This window comes from Chromobacterium subtsugae (assembly GCF_035919665.1).
GTDB classification, from domain to species: domain Bacteria; phylum Pseudomonadota; class Gammaproteobacteria; order Burkholderiales; family Chromobacteriaceae; genus Chromobacterium; species Chromobacterium subtsugae.
Genome location: NZ_CP142381.1, coordinates 1,490,645 through 1,505,961, shown reverse-complemented (window position 1 = coordinate 1,505,961; position 15,317 = coordinate 1,490,645). Strand labels below are relative to the sequence as shown.

Genomic DNA, 15,317 nt, shown 5'->3' with positions numbered 1-15,317 from the left:
CAACGATGGCCGCCGGCCAAAATCACTTGTTCTGCTTAGCAAATCACCTTCAGCCGCGCTGGGGCGCCGCCGCGGCGCAGCCCTGCCCGGCCCGGCCGGCCAGCCGGTCCACCCACAGCGCGATCACGCCGTCGCCGGCCACGTTACAGGCGGTGCCGAAGCTGTCCTGCGCCAGATACAGCGCGATCATCAACGCCAGGCTGGCCTCCGGGAAACCCAGCACGCTGGACAGAATGCCCAGCGCCGCCATCACGCCGCCGCCCGGCGCGCCCGGCGCCGCCACCATGGTCACCCCCAGCAGCAGGATGAAAGGCAGCATCACTTCCCAGCCCGGCACCGCCAGGCCGCCGGTCATCAGCATCACCGCGGTGGCGCAGCTGACCAGGGTGATGGTGGAGCCGCACAGGTGGATGGTGGCGCACAGCGGCATCACGAAATTCCCCACCGGCGCCGACACTTTCATGGCGCCGGCCGAACGCAGCGCCACCGGGATGGTGGCGGCGGACGACATGGTGCCCAATGCGGTGAAATAGGCCGGCAGCATCGCCCGCAGCAACGCGAACGGGTTGCGCCCCAACAACAGGCCGCTGGCGCCGTACAGCAGCGCCAGCCACAGCGCGTGCAGACCGATCGCCAACAGCAGCACCGCGCCGAAGGTCTTCAAGGTGTCCAGCGCGCTGCCGGCGGCGGCCATCTCGGCGAACACGCAGGCGATGTAGGCCGGCAGCAGCGGCACCAGCACGCGGGCCAGCACCTTCTCGACGATGTCCTTGCCCTGCTCGGCCATCTCGCGCAGCCGCGCCGCGCCGGTGGCGGCGATGCCCAGGCCGAATACGAAGGCCAGCATCAGCGCCGTCATCACGTCGAACAGCGGCTTGATCTCCAGCTTGAACAACGGCGCGGCCTGCGCCGCGGCGGCGGGCGCGGCGGCGGCCTCGCCCACCCATTGCGGCAGGATGGTCGACGCCGCGGCGAAAGCCAGCGCCCCGGACAGCACGGTGGACGCGTAGGCGAGGCCTACGGTCCAGCCTAGCATCCGGCCCGATCCGCTCTCCAGCGCGGCGATGCCGCTCATGATGTAGAACACGATGATCAGCGGGATCATGAAACCGATGAATTGGCCGAACAGGCCCTTGAACGTCAGCAACAGCGACAGCAGCGGCGCGGGCGCGCACAGGCCCAGCGCGATGCCTAGCGCCATGCCGGCCAGCAACTTCAGGATCAACTTCACAGGCAACCTCTTGTCAGCTTGTCCAGCCTGCCGCCCTTCCATGCGGCCATGCCGAGGCAAAACCATCCCGCCGGCCTGAATGGCCGGTGCGGGCGAAAGAAGGGGGAGCCTGCCGAAGCGGCAAGCGGAACATCGCGCCGGCAGTCCCTCCGGCGCAACGCATCAGGCTTGTTGTAATAAGGCTTGCCGCAGCGTCTGCAGCAAAGGGGAAGGCGTCCAGGCGCGGTCGCCCAGGCGGGCCACCGGCCAGAGGCCTATCAGGCTATTGGAGAGAAACACCGCGTCAGCGTCAATCAAATCGGCGGGACAAAGTCTCGATTCTGTAAATTCAAGTCCGAAACTTGAAACATTTTCTGTCAACCAATCCCGCACCGCGCCGTTTACGCCGCAGCGATCCAGCAAGGGGGTGTGGATCACGCCGTCGCGCAGCAGGTACACATTGCTCATGGTGCCTTCCGCCAGCCAGCCGTCCTGGTCGAGCAGCAGGCCTTCCTGAATGGCCGGATCGCTCCATTCCGAACGCGCCAGCACGCTCTCCAGCCGGTTCAGATGCTTGACGCCGGCCAGCCGGGGCTGCAAGGACAGCCTGAGTTCGCACCAGCGCGCGCTCACGCCCCGCTCGCCGTATTCCTCCGGGTAGCCGGCCCATGGCGCCGCCGACACGATGCGGGTGGGCTCGCCCGCCGCCGCCATCGCGTAGCCGCGCGCGCCGACGCCGCGGGTCAGCGTGATCTTGCCCACCGCCAGCGGATGCTCGCGCCCCAGCGCCGCCAGCTCATCCAGCAGCAGTTGCTCGTCCGGCAGCGGCAATGCCAGCCGGGCGGCGTCGTCGGCCAGCCGCGCGTACTGCCAGCGCCACAGCCGCGGCCGGCCGTCGCGCAGCTGCAGCGTGCGGAACACGCCGTCGCCGTAAGCGAGGCCGCGGTCCAGCGCCGACACTGCCTCGGCCGGCAGGCCGTTGACCAGCATCGCCATCAGGCCTGCTCCACGCCCAGCGCGCGCAGCAAACCGCGCGCCTTGTGGCGGGTTTCCTGCAGCTCGCGCTCGGGGTCGGAGTCGGCGACGATGCCGCCGCCGGCGCGGAAGCGAAGCTTATTGCCTTCCTGCATGAAAGTGCGGATCAGGATGTTGAAGTCCATGGTGCCGTCGCGGTTCAGATAGCCGAGGCTGCCGGTATAGGCCCGGCGCGCGCTGTTTTCCAGCTCGCGGATGATCTGCATGGTGCGCACCTTGGGGCAGCCGGTGATGGTGCCGCCCGGGAACAGCGCGCGCAGCACATCCGCCGGCGCCACCTCGTCGCGCAGCTTGCCGCGGACGTTGGATTCGATATGGTGCACGTAAGCGTAGCTGGCCACCGCCATCAGTTCGTTCACCTCTACCGTGCCCGGCCGGCTGATGCGGCCCAGGTCGTTGCGCTCCAGGTCGATCAGCATCACGTGCTCGGCGCGCTCCTTGACGCTGCTGATCAGCCGTTTTTTCAATTCGGCGTCCTCGGCCGGGTCTTTCGAGCGCGGGTGGGTGCCGGCGATGGGCCGGGTTTCCGCCCAGCCATCCCGCACCCGCACCAGCCGCTCCGGCGACGAGCTGACGATCTGCGCATCGCCGAAGTCGGCCAGCGCCGAAAACGGCGCCGGATTGGCGCGGCGCAGGGCGGCGAACAGGTCGGGCGCGGCGATGCCGTCGGCCAGCTCGGCGCGCCAGCCCCGCGAGATGTTCACCTGGAACACGTCGCCTTCGTAGATGTAGCGCTTCAGGCGCGCCACCGCCTCGGTATACCACTCGGGCGGATCCTCCTCCAACGCCGCCAGTTCCACCGGCCGCGCCTGAAAATCGGGCTGATGCGCGACCAGCCGCTCCAGCGCGTGCCAGTCCTCGGCGCTCTCGCCTACCAGCCAGGCTTCGTTTTTCGCGCGGTCCACCAGCACCGCCGCCGGCGTGCGCGCCCATACCGCCAGCGGGAAACTGTCCGGCAAGGCGGCCGGCACATGCGGCTCGAATTCGGATAGCAGGTCGTAGGCCAGGTAGACGAACCAGCCGCCGACAAAGGGCAGCTCATGCGGGTTGGACACCGGCTGCGGGCGGAACGCGCGCAGGGCGTCGAGGAAGGCCTGCCCCTCGCCTGCCATGAACACGCGCCGCTCGCTCTGCATCAGCAGCAGGTCCCAGCCGCTGTCGCCGGACGACTGCATCAGATAGGGAAAGTGTTCGCGGTCCGCGGCATGCAGGGCCAGCAGGTCGGGAATGAAGTCGAGTTTCTGGGTGAACATCCAAAGTCCTGGGCCGGCAAGGCCCGGCACTGATTTGCGACCTCCGGCGGCAGCCTTGCGCGCGGCGCCGGAAAAAAAGAAAACCGCTGCGAGTGTAGCGCAGCGGTTCGCTCTGTCAATCGCCGGCAGGCGATCAGACGCGTTTGAACACCAGGGTGCCGTTGGTGCCGCCGAAACCGAAGGAGTTGGAGATGCCCACCTCGATCTTCATGTCGCGCGCGGTGTTGGCCACGTAATCCAGATCGCAGCCCGACTCCACATCCTGCTCGACCAAGTTGATGGTCGGCGGCGATACCTGCTTGTGGATCGCCAGGATGGTGTAGATCGCCTCCACGCCGCCGGCGCCGCCCAACAAGTGGCCGGTCATCGACTTGGTGGAGTTGACCACCAGCTTCTTGGCGTGGTCGCCGAAAGCCATCTTGATCGCCTGGGTTTCGTTGGCGTCGCCCAGCGGCGTGGAAGTGCCGTGCGCATTCACGTAGTGCACCGCGTCGGCGTTGATGCCGGCGTCGCGCAGCGCGTTGGCCACGCCGCGGGCCGGGCCCTCGGCGCTCGGCGCGGTGATATGGTGCGCGTCGGAGCTCATGCCGAAGCCGATCAGCTCGGCGTAGATCCTGGCACCGCGCTTCACCGCGTGCTCGTACTCTTCCAGCACCAGCACGCCGGCGCCCTCGCCCATCACGAAGCCGTCGCGGCCCTTGTCCCACGGACGGGAGGCGGCGGCCGGATCATCGTTGCGGGTGGACATCGCCTTCATCGCGGCGAAGCCGCCGATGCCCAGGCGCGATACCGCGCCTTCGGCGCCGCCAGCCACCATGATGTCGGCGTCGCCGTACTGGATCAGGCGAGCGGCGTCGCCGATGCAGTGCGCGCCGGTGGTGCAGGCGGACACGATGCCGTAGCTGGGACCCTGATAGCCCTTCAGGATGGATACCTGGCCGGCGATGAGGTTGATCAGCGAGCCCGGGATGAAGAACGGGCCGATCTTGCGCGGGCCGCCTTCCATCAGCGCCACGCCGGTTTCCTCGATCAGCGGCAAGCCGCCGATGCCGGAACCGATATTGACGCCGACCCGGGTCTTGTCCAAGCCCGGAATGTCGTCCAGCCCCGCATCCGTCACCGCCTGCAGCGCCGCGGCGATGCCGTAATGGATGAACAGGTCGTTTCGCCGCGCTTCTTTCGGCGAGATGTATTGGGCGATGTCGAAATCCTTGACCTCGCCGGCAATCTGGCACGCCATGTCGCTGGCGTCGAAACGGGTGATCTTGGCGATGCCGCTCTTGCCGGCGACCAGATTGGCCCAGCCGGTGGCGACATCATTGCCGACCGGGGACACATGGCCCAGGCCGGTTACTACAACTCTGCGTTTGGACACGAAGAATCTCCGTGAGAGATGGGAGGGCAGTCTCCCCATGAAACCTTGCCGCTCGTCTGAATCATATGATAATTCAAACGCACGTTTGGGAACCTTCTAGCAAAAGAACCTCTGCAGGCGAGCCGAAGCAGCACCGGGCAGAGGTCCTGGTCCCGAAAAAAGGGATTATTTGTTCAGGTTCGCGTTAACGTAGTCAACAGCGTGTTGAACAGTGGTGATCTTCTCGGCTTCTTCATCCGGAATTTCGCACTCGAACTCTTCTTCCAGAGCCATCACCAGCTCAACGGTGTCGAGCGAGTCGGCGCCCAGGTCGTCAACGAAGGAGGATTCGTTCTTCACTTCGGCTTCGTTCACGCCCAGTTGTTCGGCAACGATCTTCTTGACGCGCTGTTCGATGTTGTTTTCCATTTGTATAAACCCTTGACCTTTCTGATTCGGGATAGCAAAACCCCGGTATTCTACAAAAAAAAATTAGAGCAGCCTACCTAAATCTCGCCCCGGCGCATGCCGGGCCAGATTATGGCATCAGCATACCCCCGTTAACGTGCAAGGTTTGGCCCGTAATGTAGGCCGCACGGTCCGACGCCAAAAATACAACGGCATCGGCAATATCCTTGGCGTCGCCCAGGCGGCCCAGCGAAATCTGGCCAACCAGCGCTTCGCGTTGCGCTTCCGGCAGCGCGCGGGTCATGTCGGTATCGATGAAGCCAGGCGCCACGCAATTGACGGTGATATTGCGACTGCCGACCTCGCGCGCCATCGACTTGGTGAAGCCGATGATGCCCGCCTTGGCGGCGGCGTAGTTGGCCTGGCCGGCATTGCCCATCGCCCCCACCACCGAGGCGATATTGACGATGCGGCCGGAGCGGGCCTTCATCATGCCGCGCATCACGGCTTTGGAAGCCTTGAACACCGACTTCAGGTTGGTATCCATGATGGCGTCCCAATCCTCATCCTTCATCCGCATCAGCAGGCCGTCGCGGGTGATGCCGGCGTTGTTGACCAGCACAGCGACGGCGCCGAATTCCTTTTCCACCGATTCGATCAGCGCTTCCACCGCGCCGTCTTCGGTCACGTTCAGCACCCGGCCGGCGCCGCCCTTGGCGGACAGCCGTTCGTGGATGGCGGCCGCGCCCGATTCCGAGGTGGCGGTGCCGATCACCACCGCGCCCTCGGCGAGCAGCGCGTCGGCGATCGCCGCGCCGATGCCGCGCGAGGCGCCGGTCACCAGCGCCACTTTGCCTTGCAGACTCATCAATGTGTCTCCTTGTTGTCGGCGCCCGCCCTTGTTCGTACGGGCCGCCACGGGCAGGGCCAGGCCTGTCCGGTTTTCATCCTGTCAGGCCAGCTGGTCGCGGGCGGCTTCCAGCGCGGCGCGATCGGTCAACGCCAGGCACTTGACGTCGCCATCGATGCGCTTGGCGAGTCCCGCCAGCACTTTGCCCGGGCCGCACTCGGCCATCAGCGAAATGCCGTCGGCGGCCAGCTTCTGGATGGTTTCGGTCCAGCGCACCGGCATGTACAGCTGGCGCGTCAGCGCGTCGCGGATCTGCTCGGCGTCGTTGTAGCCGGCGACATCGGCATTGTGCAGCACCGGAATCGCCGGCGCGTTCAAATGCACATCCCGCAGCGCGTCGGCCAGACGGTCCGCCGCCGGGCGCATCAGCGCGCAATGGGACGGCACCGAAACCGGCAACGGCAGCGCGCGCTTGGCGCCGCGCGCCTTGCACAGCTCCATCGCGCGCTCGACGGCGGCTTTGTGGCCGGCGATCACCACCTGGCCCGGCGAATTGAAATTGACCGCCTCCACCACCTCGCCCTGCGCGGCTTCTGCGCAGGCGGCGCGGATGTCGTCGTCGGACAGGCTGAGGATCGCCGCCATCGCGCCGACGCCGACCGGCACCGCCGCCTGCATCGCCTCGGCGCGCAAACGGACCAGCTTCACCGCCTCGGCGAACGGCAGCGCGCCCGCCGCCACCAGGGCGGTGTATTCGCCCAGGCTATGGCCGGCAACCACCGACGGCTGCTTGCCGTTCAGCTCCTGCCAAGCCAGATAAGTGGCATAGCCGGCGGCCAGCATGATGGGCTGGGTATTGACGGTGGCGTTGATCGCATCGGCGCTGTCGGCCTGCAGCATCGCCCACAGGTCCAGCGACAGCGTGTCGGACGCTTCTTCGAAAGTGTGTTGCACCACGGGCAGGTCGGCGAAGCCGTCCATCATTTTCAGGCTTTGCGAGCCCTGACCCGGAAACAGAAAAGCAAAAGCCATAGTCGACTCCAGAGAATTCGACGCAAAGAATGACGCAAAGCGATGGTGATTGCCAAGCACGCCGATCAAGAAACCCTGTCATTATCGGCGATCTGGCGGCAAAACCACCATTATTGCGTCACTTTTAAAATGTCAGCAGCACTGCGCCCCAGGCGAAACCGCCGCCTATGCCTTCCAGCAGCACGGTGTGGCCGCGCTGAATGCGGCCATCACGCACCGCCACGTCCAGCGCCAGCGGGATCGACGCGGCCGAGGTATTGCCCTGGGTTGGCAGCGTCACCACCACCCGCGCCATGTCCAGGCCCAAATGCTTGGCGGTGGATTCGATGATGCGCAGATTGGCCTGGTGCGGCACCAGCCAGTCCACCGCGGCCTTGTCCACGCCGGCTTCCTTCAAGGTGGAAACGGCGATGTCGGACAAGGATTTGACGGCGAACTTGAACACCGCCGGACCATCCATGTGCAAGTAGGGGATGCCCTGGATCTTGCCGCCGGAAATCTGCGCCGGGGTGTTGAGCAGGCCCTGGTAGCGGCCATCGGCGGCCAGCTTGGCGTGCAGGATGCCAGGCTCGTCGGACTCGCCCAGCACCACCGCGCCGGCGCCGTCGCCGAACAGCACGCAGGTGCGCCGGTCGTCCCAATCCAGCACTCGCGACATGATCTCGGCGCCGATCACCAGCGCTTTCTTGGCCATGCCGCTCTTGATGTAGGCGTTGGCCGTGGAGAGCGCGTAGATGAAGCCGGCGCACACCGCCTGCACATCGAAGGCGGGAATGCCCGGCAGCCCCAGTTTTTCCTGCAAGATGCAAGCGGTGCTGGGGAAAATCATGTCCGGAGTGGTGGTGGCCACGATGATCAGGTCGATCTCGTGCTTGTCTATGCCAGCGTTTTCGATGGCCGCGTTGGCGGCCATCAGCGCGAGGTCGCTGGTCTTGTGCTGATCGTCGGCAATATGGCGCGCGCGGATGCCAGTGCGAGAAACGATCCACTCGTCGCTGGTATCCACGCGTTCGGCCAATTGCGCATTGGTGAGCACCTGGGATGGCAGATAACTGCCGGTGCCGAGAATGCGGGAATAGCCCATGTTTGTCAGTTCGCTTCTGCCTCGGATTGCTTGAGGTTGTTTAATTGATTTGCAACCCGTTCGGCGATGTGACCAATCACGTCGGAGCCGGCCTCCTCGCATGCCTGCGCCAACGCGTAACGGAATCCTGTGACATCGGCGCCGCCGTGGCTTTTCACCACGATGCCGCGCAGGCCCAGCAAGCTGGCTCCATTATAGCGGCGCGGATCGATGCGTTTCTTGAAGAGCGCCAGCACCGGCAGCGCGGCCAGCGCGCACAAGCGCGTCCACCAGCTGCGGCCGAACTCTTCCTTCAGGAAGACGGCGAACATGTGCGCCAGCCCCTCAGCTGTCTTGAGCGCCACATTGCCGGTAAAACCGTCGCAGACTACCACATCCACCGTGCCCTTGCAGATGTCGTCGCCTTCCACGTTGCCGTAGAAATTCAGCTCCGACTGGCGCAGCAGTTCGGCAGTCTTTTTAATATTGTCGTTGCCCTTGATGTCTTCGCTGCCGATATTCAGCAGCCCGACGCTGGGATGGCTCCGCCCTTGCAGGCAGCTCATCAGTTCGGACCCCATGATGCCGAACTGCAACAGTTGTTCCGGGGTGCAATCGACGTTCGCGCCCAGATCCAGCACGCAGGATGTGCCCTTGACATTGGGCAGCAGCTTGGCGATGGCGGGACGGTCTATGCCGGGAATGGTCTTGAGGACGAAGCGGGCGGTCGCCATCAGCGCGCCGGTATTGCCGGCGGACACGGCGGCCTGAGCCTTGCCTTCCTTGACCAGATTGATCGCCACCCGCATCGACGAATCTTTTTTATTCTTGAGGGCGAGCTGAGGCGCCTCGTCCATGCCCACCACCTGGGTGGCGTGCTGGATCAGGATGCGCTCACGCACGGCACCGTCGTGCAGGGCCAGTTCCGCCTCCAGGGCTGGCTGGTCGCCTACGAGAATCAGATGGGTGTCGGGGTGGTCTTGCAGGAATTGGATCGATGCCGGGACGGTAACCTTGAGGCCAACGTCACCGCCCATAGCATCAACCGCGACGGTGATAGTCATCAACGATTGCGGTATAAAAGTGCCTACCTAAGTTCGGGAAGGAAGAGAAGACGGGAGCGAATTACTCGCCCTTGGTCTTCACAACCTTGCGGCCACGGTAGAAGCCGTTCGGGCTGATGTGGTGACGCAGGTGGGCCTCGCCGGTGCTGGCTTCAACTGCCAGTGCCGGAGCGGTCAGAAAATCGTGGGCACGATGCATACCGCGCTTGGACGGGGACTTTTTGTTCTGTTGAACAGCCATGGTCGACTCCTAAGAAATTCAAGTAGATTCTAATGCGAATCCGGGTTACTCGGACTTGGGTCTCTTAAGCGCCGCCAGCACCGCAAACGGGTTGGGCTTGTCAGCCTTGGCGAGCGAGAGAGTATCCCTGCTGCATTCGTCGTGTTTGGGCGAATGCGGCAAGCCCATTATGATTTCGTCTTCGATCAGCGCAATCGCGTTCAGTTCGGGCTCGGCGAGAATGGCGTCCAGCTCCTCGTCCTGCTCGCAGGCTTCATCCAGCTTTTCCTGGCTGGCAAACAGCGTGATCACCGAATCGGTGGCCAAGCTGAACGGCATGCCGTCCAGGCAGCGCTGGCAAGTGACTTGCAGCTTGGCATCCAGCTGGATGCGCAGCGCGAAGCGCTGCAGCTCGTCACGAAAGCCCGTGAGCTGATACGACACCTCGCCGGAGGTGTCGGACAGGTCGCTGTGCACACGCTCGTCGAGTTCGCAAACCGGCACCAGGCCGGACTGCGAACGCCCTTCCCGGGCGAACTTGAGCGGGTCGATCAAAATCGGTTTAGACATAAACCTCGCATGTTACAATCCACTCCCCTGATTTGTCAAAAGAAACAAGGCAAGGACGGAAGCGCCCGCCCCGGCGCCCGGCCTTGCCGCAACCCGACCCCGAACCCATGCAAATCGTACTGGCCTCCACTTCGCGCTATCGCCAAGAGATCATCGCCCGCCTCGGCCTGCCATTCAGCGCCGAGGCGCCAATCTGCGACGAAACGCCGCTGGCCGGCGAAACCGCGCTCGAAACCGCCGTGCGGCTGGCTCGCACCAAGGCGCAATCGCTGGCGGGCAAGCACCGCGACGCCCTGATCATCGGCTCCGACCAGGTCGCCTTGCTGGACGGCAAGCAGATCGGCAAGCCCGGCAGCTTTGAAAACGGCGTGGAGATGCTCAAGTGGATGAGCGGCCGCACCGTGGTGTTCCACTCCGCGCTGGCGTTGCACAACAGCCACAGCGGCCGGCTGCAGGAGTGCGTGGGCATCACCCGCGTGACGCTGCGCCAGCTGACCGAGGCGCAGATCCGCAACTATCTGACCCGCGAACCGGACGCGCTCCATTGCGCCGGCAGCGCCAAGAGCGAAGGCCTGGGCGGCGCGCTGCTGGAAAAAGTGGAATCCGACGACCCCAACGCGCTGATCGGCGTGCCGCTGTTCCAACTGATCAGCATGCTGGCGAACGAAGGCGTGGAGGTGCTGAAATGAGCGGCACCTTGTTTTTGATCCCCGCGCCGCTCGGCGACGAAAACGTCGCCTGGCTGCCGGAAGGCGAGCGCGCCAAGGTGATCCACATCACCCACTTCGTGGTCGAGGCGGAAAAAACCGCGCGCAAGCATCTAAAAGCATTGGGCGTAACCGCGCCGATCCGCGAGCTGGCCATGAGCACGCTGAACGAACACACCAAGGAAGCGGATGTCGCCGCGCTGCTGGCGCCGCTGCAAGCCGGCCACGACGTCGGCCTGATCTCCGAAGCCGGCTGCCCGGCGGTGGCCGACCCCGGCGCGCAGCTGGTGGCGCTGGCGCATCGGCACGGCATCCGCGTCGAGCCGCTGATCGGCCCCTCGTCCATCCTGCTAGCGCTGATGGCCAGCGGCGCCAACGGCCAATGCTTCGCCTTCCACGGCTACCTACCGGTGGATGCGGCGGAAAAGGCCAAATTGGTGAAAGAACTGGAGCAGCGCTCGCGGCAGCGCAACGAAACCCAGCTGTTCATCGAAACGCCTTACCGCAACAACGCGCTACTGCAGCAACTGCGCGAGACGCTGGCGCCCTCCACCCGGCTCGCGGTAGCCTGCGACCTGACCCTGCCGACGCAGACCATCGTCAGCCATCGGGTGCAGGATTGGCCGCAAAACCCGCCCGATCTGCACAAGCGGCCGGCCATCTTCGTGATCCACGCCGCCTGAGAAGCGCCATGCCCAAGAACACGCCCATCATCCAGTCGCTGCTGGATACCGATCTTTACAAGTTCACCATGCTGCAAGTGGTGCTGCACCAGTTCCCGGCCGCGCACGGCGAATACGAATTCAAGTGCCGCAACCATCCGGACACGCCGCTGACCCAGCTGAAACAGCAATTGGAAACCCAGCTCGACCACCTGTGCCAGCTGCGCTTCAGCCAGGATGAACTGGACTATCTGCGCGGTCTGCGCTTCATCAAGAGCGACTTCGTCGATTATCTGGAGCTGTTCCATCTGCAGCGCCGCTTCATCGAAGTGGCGGAGGAAGGCGAGCAGTTGGCCATCCGCATCAAGGGGCCGATGGTGCAGGCGATGTTCTTCGAGATCTTCGTGCTGGCCATCGTCAACGAGCTGTATTTCCGCCCGCTGGACAACCAGAAAGTGCGCGAAGAAGGCCGCCGCCGGCTGGAGGCCAAGCTGGCGGAACTGGAGCGCTTCCAGCGCGAGGAGGCGGCGGAACAGCGCTTCCCGCTGCTGATCGCCGATTTCGGCACCCGCCGCCGCTTCAGCCGCGACTGGCAGCAACACGTGGTGGAAAGGCTGAACGCCGCGCTGCCGGAAATCTTCCGCGGCACCAGCAATGTCCATCTGGCGCGCAAGCTGGGCATCACGCCGATCGGCACCATGGCGCACGAGTTCTTCCAGGCCTTCCAGGCGCTGGGCGTGCGGCTGCGCGACTTCCAGAAGGCGGCGCTGGAATCCTGGGTGCAGGAATACCGCGGCGACCTCGGCATCGCGCTGACCGACGTGGTGGGAATGGACGCCTTCCTGGCGGACTTCGACCTTTACTTCGCCAAGCTGTTCGACGGCCTGCGCCACGACAGCGGCGACCCCTACATCTGGGGCGAGAAAGCCATCGCCCACTACCGCAAGCTGCGCATCGACCCGGCCAGCAAGATGCTGACCTTCAGCGACGGCCTGTCGGTGGATAGCGCGCTGCAGCTGCACCGCCACTTCAGCCCGCACATCCAGGTGAGCTTCGGCATCGGCACCCACTTCACCAATGATATGGGCCTGGAGCCGCTGCAGATCGTGCTGAAGCTGGTCAGCTGCAATGGCCAGCCGGTGGCCAAGCTGTCCGACAGCCCCGGCAAGACCATGTGCAGCGACGAAACCTTCCTCGCCTACCTGCGCCAGGTATTCCGCATCGCCGCGCCGCAGTAGCCCTCAATGAAGCAGCGCCATCAACTGCTGGCGCGCCTGCGCCGGCAGCCTGTCGCCGGCCAGCGCCACCGCCTGCCGGCCCAGCGCCCGGTAGGCGGACGCCAGCTCCGCATCCGCCAGCACCGATAGATGCCGCTCCACCGTGCCGACGTCGCCGCGCACGATGGGGCCGGTCAACGCCGCATGCGGTCCCAGCTGCAGCGCGTTCTCCAGCGTTTGCCGCATCAGCCCGCCCAGCAAATCCGCCGCCAGCCCATCCGGCACGCCAGCCTGGCGGGTCAGGCCTTCCGCCATTTCCAGCATCGCCACCAGAAAATTGGACGCCACCGACAAGCCGGCGTGGTAAGCCGCCTTGCCGCCCGGCGCCAGCCGGAACGGCCTGCCTCCCAGCGCCGCGGCGAAACCCTCCAGGCGCGAGCAGGCCTCTTCATCGCCCTCCAGCGCGCACAAAGTTCCGGCAAACCCCGCCACCGCCCGCTCCGGATCGGCAAAGGAAAATGCCGGGTGCAGACTGGCGACATGCGCGCCCCGCTCCGCCAGCGGCCGCAGCAGCGCGGACTCTCCCGCGCCGCTGGCGTGGAACACCACGCTCCCGGCCGGCACCACCCCAGCGGCGGCCAACGCCCTGGCGCAGAATGCGATGGCCGCGTCCGGCACCGCCAGCAAGTACAGATCCACCGCCGCCAGCTGATGCATATCGCTCACCGCCCGCCCCGCGCCGATGAATTCGCAAGCCCGCAACAACGGCGGCATCCGCCTGGCCATCACATCCACCACCTCAAACTGCCCAGACAGCCGCGCCAAGCGCGCCAGGCTGCTGCCCAACCGTCCGGGGCCGATCACCGTCAGCGTCCGCATCCTTATATATACCTTTCCCGAGCCAAGCCCCGCCCGCTCGATCCAACATCGCCCGGATTGTAGGCCATACACCCCTCGCGCGCCCGATCACCGCCGCTCTTGCCTGATATGAGCGCGCCCATCCGCATGGAAACCCGTGGCCAAAAAGCCTCACATCGCCATATGGATAAAACTACGAAAAACAAAAGTAAAAATAATATTACTGTTTAAAACCAATATCTTGCACGAACATTTCACACATATCAGCAACATAATTTGAACATTTGCACCATTTACATAGCTGATGCTTTCTTTTAGTATGATCACAAGCGAATTCAAGCAGATGCAATCTGCGCCCGCCTGGATTCACTTCAAGTCACGTTGATTTTTCAGCCCGCCCGCATTGGCGGGCTATTTTTTTGCCAAAATCACCTCAATCCGCCAAGAAATTCCGCAAAAACAGGTGTTCCTACGCACTGACGTTTTTTTGCAACAAGACAATCCGCCGAGCAAATACAAAGTAACAATCCTGACTATTCAACAACTTACGACACAAAGAATCGAACATTCACATAGCGAAAAAGCAACAGTCGTTGCTTGCTCACAACACTATCCGCCGGCCATAGTTGCATTTTCACAACCCAGCCAATAGCATTTGCTCACATTCCTAAAACCTAAAAAGGATGACTTGACCATGAAAAAAAGTCTGATTGCCCTGCTGGTAGCTACCCTGCCGGCTGCAGCGTTTGCTGACGTAACCATCTACGGTAAGATCAAAGGCGGCGTTGAGTACAACGACAACGGCACCACCAAAAAAACCAATATCGACGATCTGGGTTCCCGCATCGGCTTCAAGGGTGCTGAAGATCTGGGCAGCGGCCTGAAGGCTATCTGGCAAGTTGAAACTGGTTTCGCGATTGATGGTGGTAGCAATGGCGATGCCAACGGCGGCGCTTACTCCAAGAGCAGCTCCGGCACCTTCGCCAACCGCAACTCCTTCGTAGGCCTGCAGAGCAATCTGGGTACCCTGCGTCTGGGTAACATTTCCAACTTCGGCGACAGCGACATGGGCACTGTCGACACTTGGGAATACAACACCAACACCCTGGGTCTGGGAACCTTCACCCGCGACAACACCCGCCTGAAGAACTCCGTACGCTACGACCTGCCGGCCGTGGTTCCGGGCCTGACCGCCGCTCTGCAATACGGCGTGAAGGAAAACAAGACTGCTCCCACCACCGATCGCGAAACCACCGTTCTGGGCCTGGGCTACGAGAACAGCGGCTTCTTCGGCAAGTACAGCTACACCCACGAATCCAAAGTGGCAGTCTCCAACGACAAGCATCAACTGGAAGTTGGCTACAACGCCAACAACCTGTTCGTAGGCCTGGGCTACAAGCAATCCAAGGGTGACTCCAGCGTTGTTTGGAACAACATCGTAGCGACCGCCGGCACCCAAAAAGCCAAGACTCAAGAGTACGCTCTGACTGCTGGCTACACCTTCGGCGCCATCACCCCGAAATTCACCTACGCCAAGGGTGACAACGTCAAGCTGGACAGCCAAACCCAAAGCAACACCGGCTACGACCAGTTCGTTCTGGGTGCTGACTACGCCATCTCCAAGCGCACCACCTTCGGCGCGCAATACGGCGAGCTGAAGTTCAAAGGCGCCGCCAAAGACAAGGCTTTCGGCCTGAACATGGTTCACGCATTCTAATTAACCGGTTCGACGCAAGAACCTGTGAACAGAATGAAAAAGCCCGCTTCGGCGGGCTTTTTTACGTCCATTCGCTGCCGGCTTGGCGAAAACAGCT

General features: G+C 63.7%; 16 protein-coding genes. 4 read left to right on the top strand and 12 right to left on the bottom strand.

Annotated features, from left to right (window positions below; all coding sequences use genetic code 11):
• Window positions 1-49 precede the first annotated feature (49 nt).
• From U6115_RS07395 to U6115_RS07345, 11 genes are all read right to left on the bottom strand, one after another.
• Window positions 50-1,231 (bottom strand): dicarboxylate/amino acid:cation symporter, encoded by a 1,182-nt coding sequence (locus tag U6115_RS07395; protein ID WP_043574754.1) that lies wholly within the window; start codon window positions 1,229-1,231, stop codon window positions 50-52.
• A 162-nt stretch (window positions 1,232-1,393) separates the two neighbouring features.
• Window positions 1,394-2,206 carry an aminodeoxychorismate lyase gene (gene pabC / locus U6115_RS07390; RefSeq protein WP_043574348.1) on the bottom strand — a complete coding sequence of 271 codons (813 nt, stop codon included), beginning with the start codon at window positions 2,204-2,206 and terminating at the stop codon, window positions 1,394-1,396.
• Complete coding sequence (locus tag U6115_RS07385) at window positions 2,206-3,498, bottom strand: aminodeoxychorismate synthase component I (RefSeq protein ID WP_043574346.1); 1,293 nt, start codon at window positions 3,496-3,498, stop codon at window positions 2,206-2,208. The genes pabC and U6115_RS07385 overlap by 1 nt, the downstream gene beginning before the upstream one ends.
• Window positions 3,499-3,631: 133 nt before the next feature.
• Window positions 3,632-4,873, bottom strand: coding sequence for a beta-ketoacyl-ACP synthase II (gene fabF / locus U6115_RS07380; protein ID WP_043574344.1), 1,242 nt, complete (start codon window positions 4,871-4,873; stop codon window positions 3,632-3,634).
• Between the two features lie 165 nt (window positions 4,874-5,038).
• A complete protein-coding gene (gene acpP / locus U6115_RS07375) occupies window positions 5,039-5,281 on the bottom strand; it encodes an acyl carrier protein (protein WP_043574342.1) in 243 nt (80 codons plus the stop codon).
• Window positions 5,282-5,390: 109 nt separating this feature from the next.
• The gene (fabG, locus tag U6115_RS07370) at window positions 5,391-6,128 is read right to left on the bottom strand and encodes a 3-oxoacyl-ACP reductase FabG (RefSeq protein WP_043574336.1); all 738 of its coding nucleotides are present in this window, start codon (window positions 6,126-6,128) and stop codon (window positions 5,391-5,393) included.
• Window positions 6,129-6,212: 84 nt separating this feature from the next.
• The gene (fabD, locus tag U6115_RS07365) at window positions 6,213-7,142 is read right to left on the bottom strand and encodes an ACP S-malonyltransferase (protein WP_043574334.1); all 930 of its coding nucleotides are present in this window, start codon (window positions 7,140-7,142) and stop codon (window positions 6,213-6,215) included.
• Window positions 7,143-7,266: 124 nt separating this feature from the next.
• Window positions 7,267-8,226 carry a beta-ketoacyl-ACP synthase III gene (locus U6115_RS07360; RefSeq protein WP_043574322.1) on the bottom strand — a complete coding sequence of 320 codons (960 nt, stop codon included), beginning with the start codon at window positions 8,224-8,226 and terminating at the stop codon, window positions 7,267-7,269.
• 5 nt (window positions 8,227-8,231) lie between these two features.
• On the bottom strand, window positions 8,232-9,269 hold the full coding sequence (plsX, locus tag U6115_RS07355; protein ID WP_043574320.1) for a phosphate acyltransferase PlsX: 1,038 nt from the start codon (window positions 9,267-9,269) through the stop codon (window positions 8,232-8,234).
• A gap of 61 nt (window positions 9,270-9,330) precedes the next feature.
• Window positions 9,331-9,510, bottom strand: a complete 180-nt coding sequence (rpmF, locus tag U6115_RS07350) for a 50S ribosomal protein L32 (RefSeq protein ID WP_011136965.1) — start codon at window positions 9,508-9,510, stop codon at window positions 9,331-9,333.
• A 45-nt stretch (window positions 9,511-9,555) separates the two neighbouring features.
• Window positions 9,556-10,059, bottom strand: a complete 504-nt coding sequence (locus U6115_RS07345) for a YceD family protein (protein ID WP_043574318.1) — start codon at window positions 10,057-10,059, stop codon at window positions 9,556-9,558.
• Window positions 10,060-10,166: 107 nt separating this feature from the next.
• Here U6115_RS07345 and U6115_RS07340 point away from each other — a divergent pair, with 107 nt between their 5' ends.
• The 3 genes from U6115_RS07340 to pncB are packed head-to-tail and all read left to right on the top strand — an operon-like array spanning window position 10,167 to window position 12,666.
• On the top strand, window positions 10,167-10,748 hold the full coding sequence (locus U6115_RS07340; protein ID WP_043574315.1) for a Maf family protein: 582 nt from the start codon (window positions 10,167-10,169) through the stop codon (window positions 10,746-10,748).
• Window positions 10,745-11,449: an SAM-dependent methyltransferase gene (locus U6115_RS07335; RefSeq protein ID WP_043574310.1), complete on the top strand. Its 705-nt coding sequence runs from the start codon at window positions 10,745-10,747 to the stop codon at window positions 11,447-11,449. Before U6115_RS07340 ends, U6115_RS07335 begins: the two co-directional genes overlap by 4 nt.
• Before the next feature lie 8 nt (window positions 11,450-11,457).
• Window positions 11,458-12,666 carry a nicotinate phosphoribosyltransferase gene (gene pncB / locus U6115_RS07330; protein ID WP_043574309.1) on the top strand — a complete coding sequence of 403 codons (1,209 nt, stop codon included), beginning with the start codon at window positions 11,458-11,460 and terminating at the stop codon, window positions 12,664-12,666.
• Between the two features lie 3 nt (window positions 12,667-12,669).
• Here pncB and U6115_RS07325 read toward each other — a convergent pair whose 3' ends face one another.
• Window positions 12,670-13,524: a Rossmann-like and DUF2520 domain-containing protein gene (locus U6115_RS07325; protein WP_043574306.1), complete on the bottom strand. Its 855-nt coding sequence runs from the start codon at window positions 13,522-13,524 to the stop codon at window positions 12,670-12,672.
• Between the two features lie 673 nt (window positions 13,525-14,197).
• On the opposite strand from U6115_RS07325, the gene U6115_RS07320 reads away from it, so the two are divergent.
• The gene (locus U6115_RS07320) at window positions 14,198-15,220 is read left to right on the top strand and encodes a porin (protein WP_043574305.1); all 1,023 of its coding nucleotides are present in this window, start codon (window positions 14,198-14,200) and stop codon (window positions 15,218-15,220) included.
• Window positions 15,221-15,317: the final 97 nt, after the last annotated feature.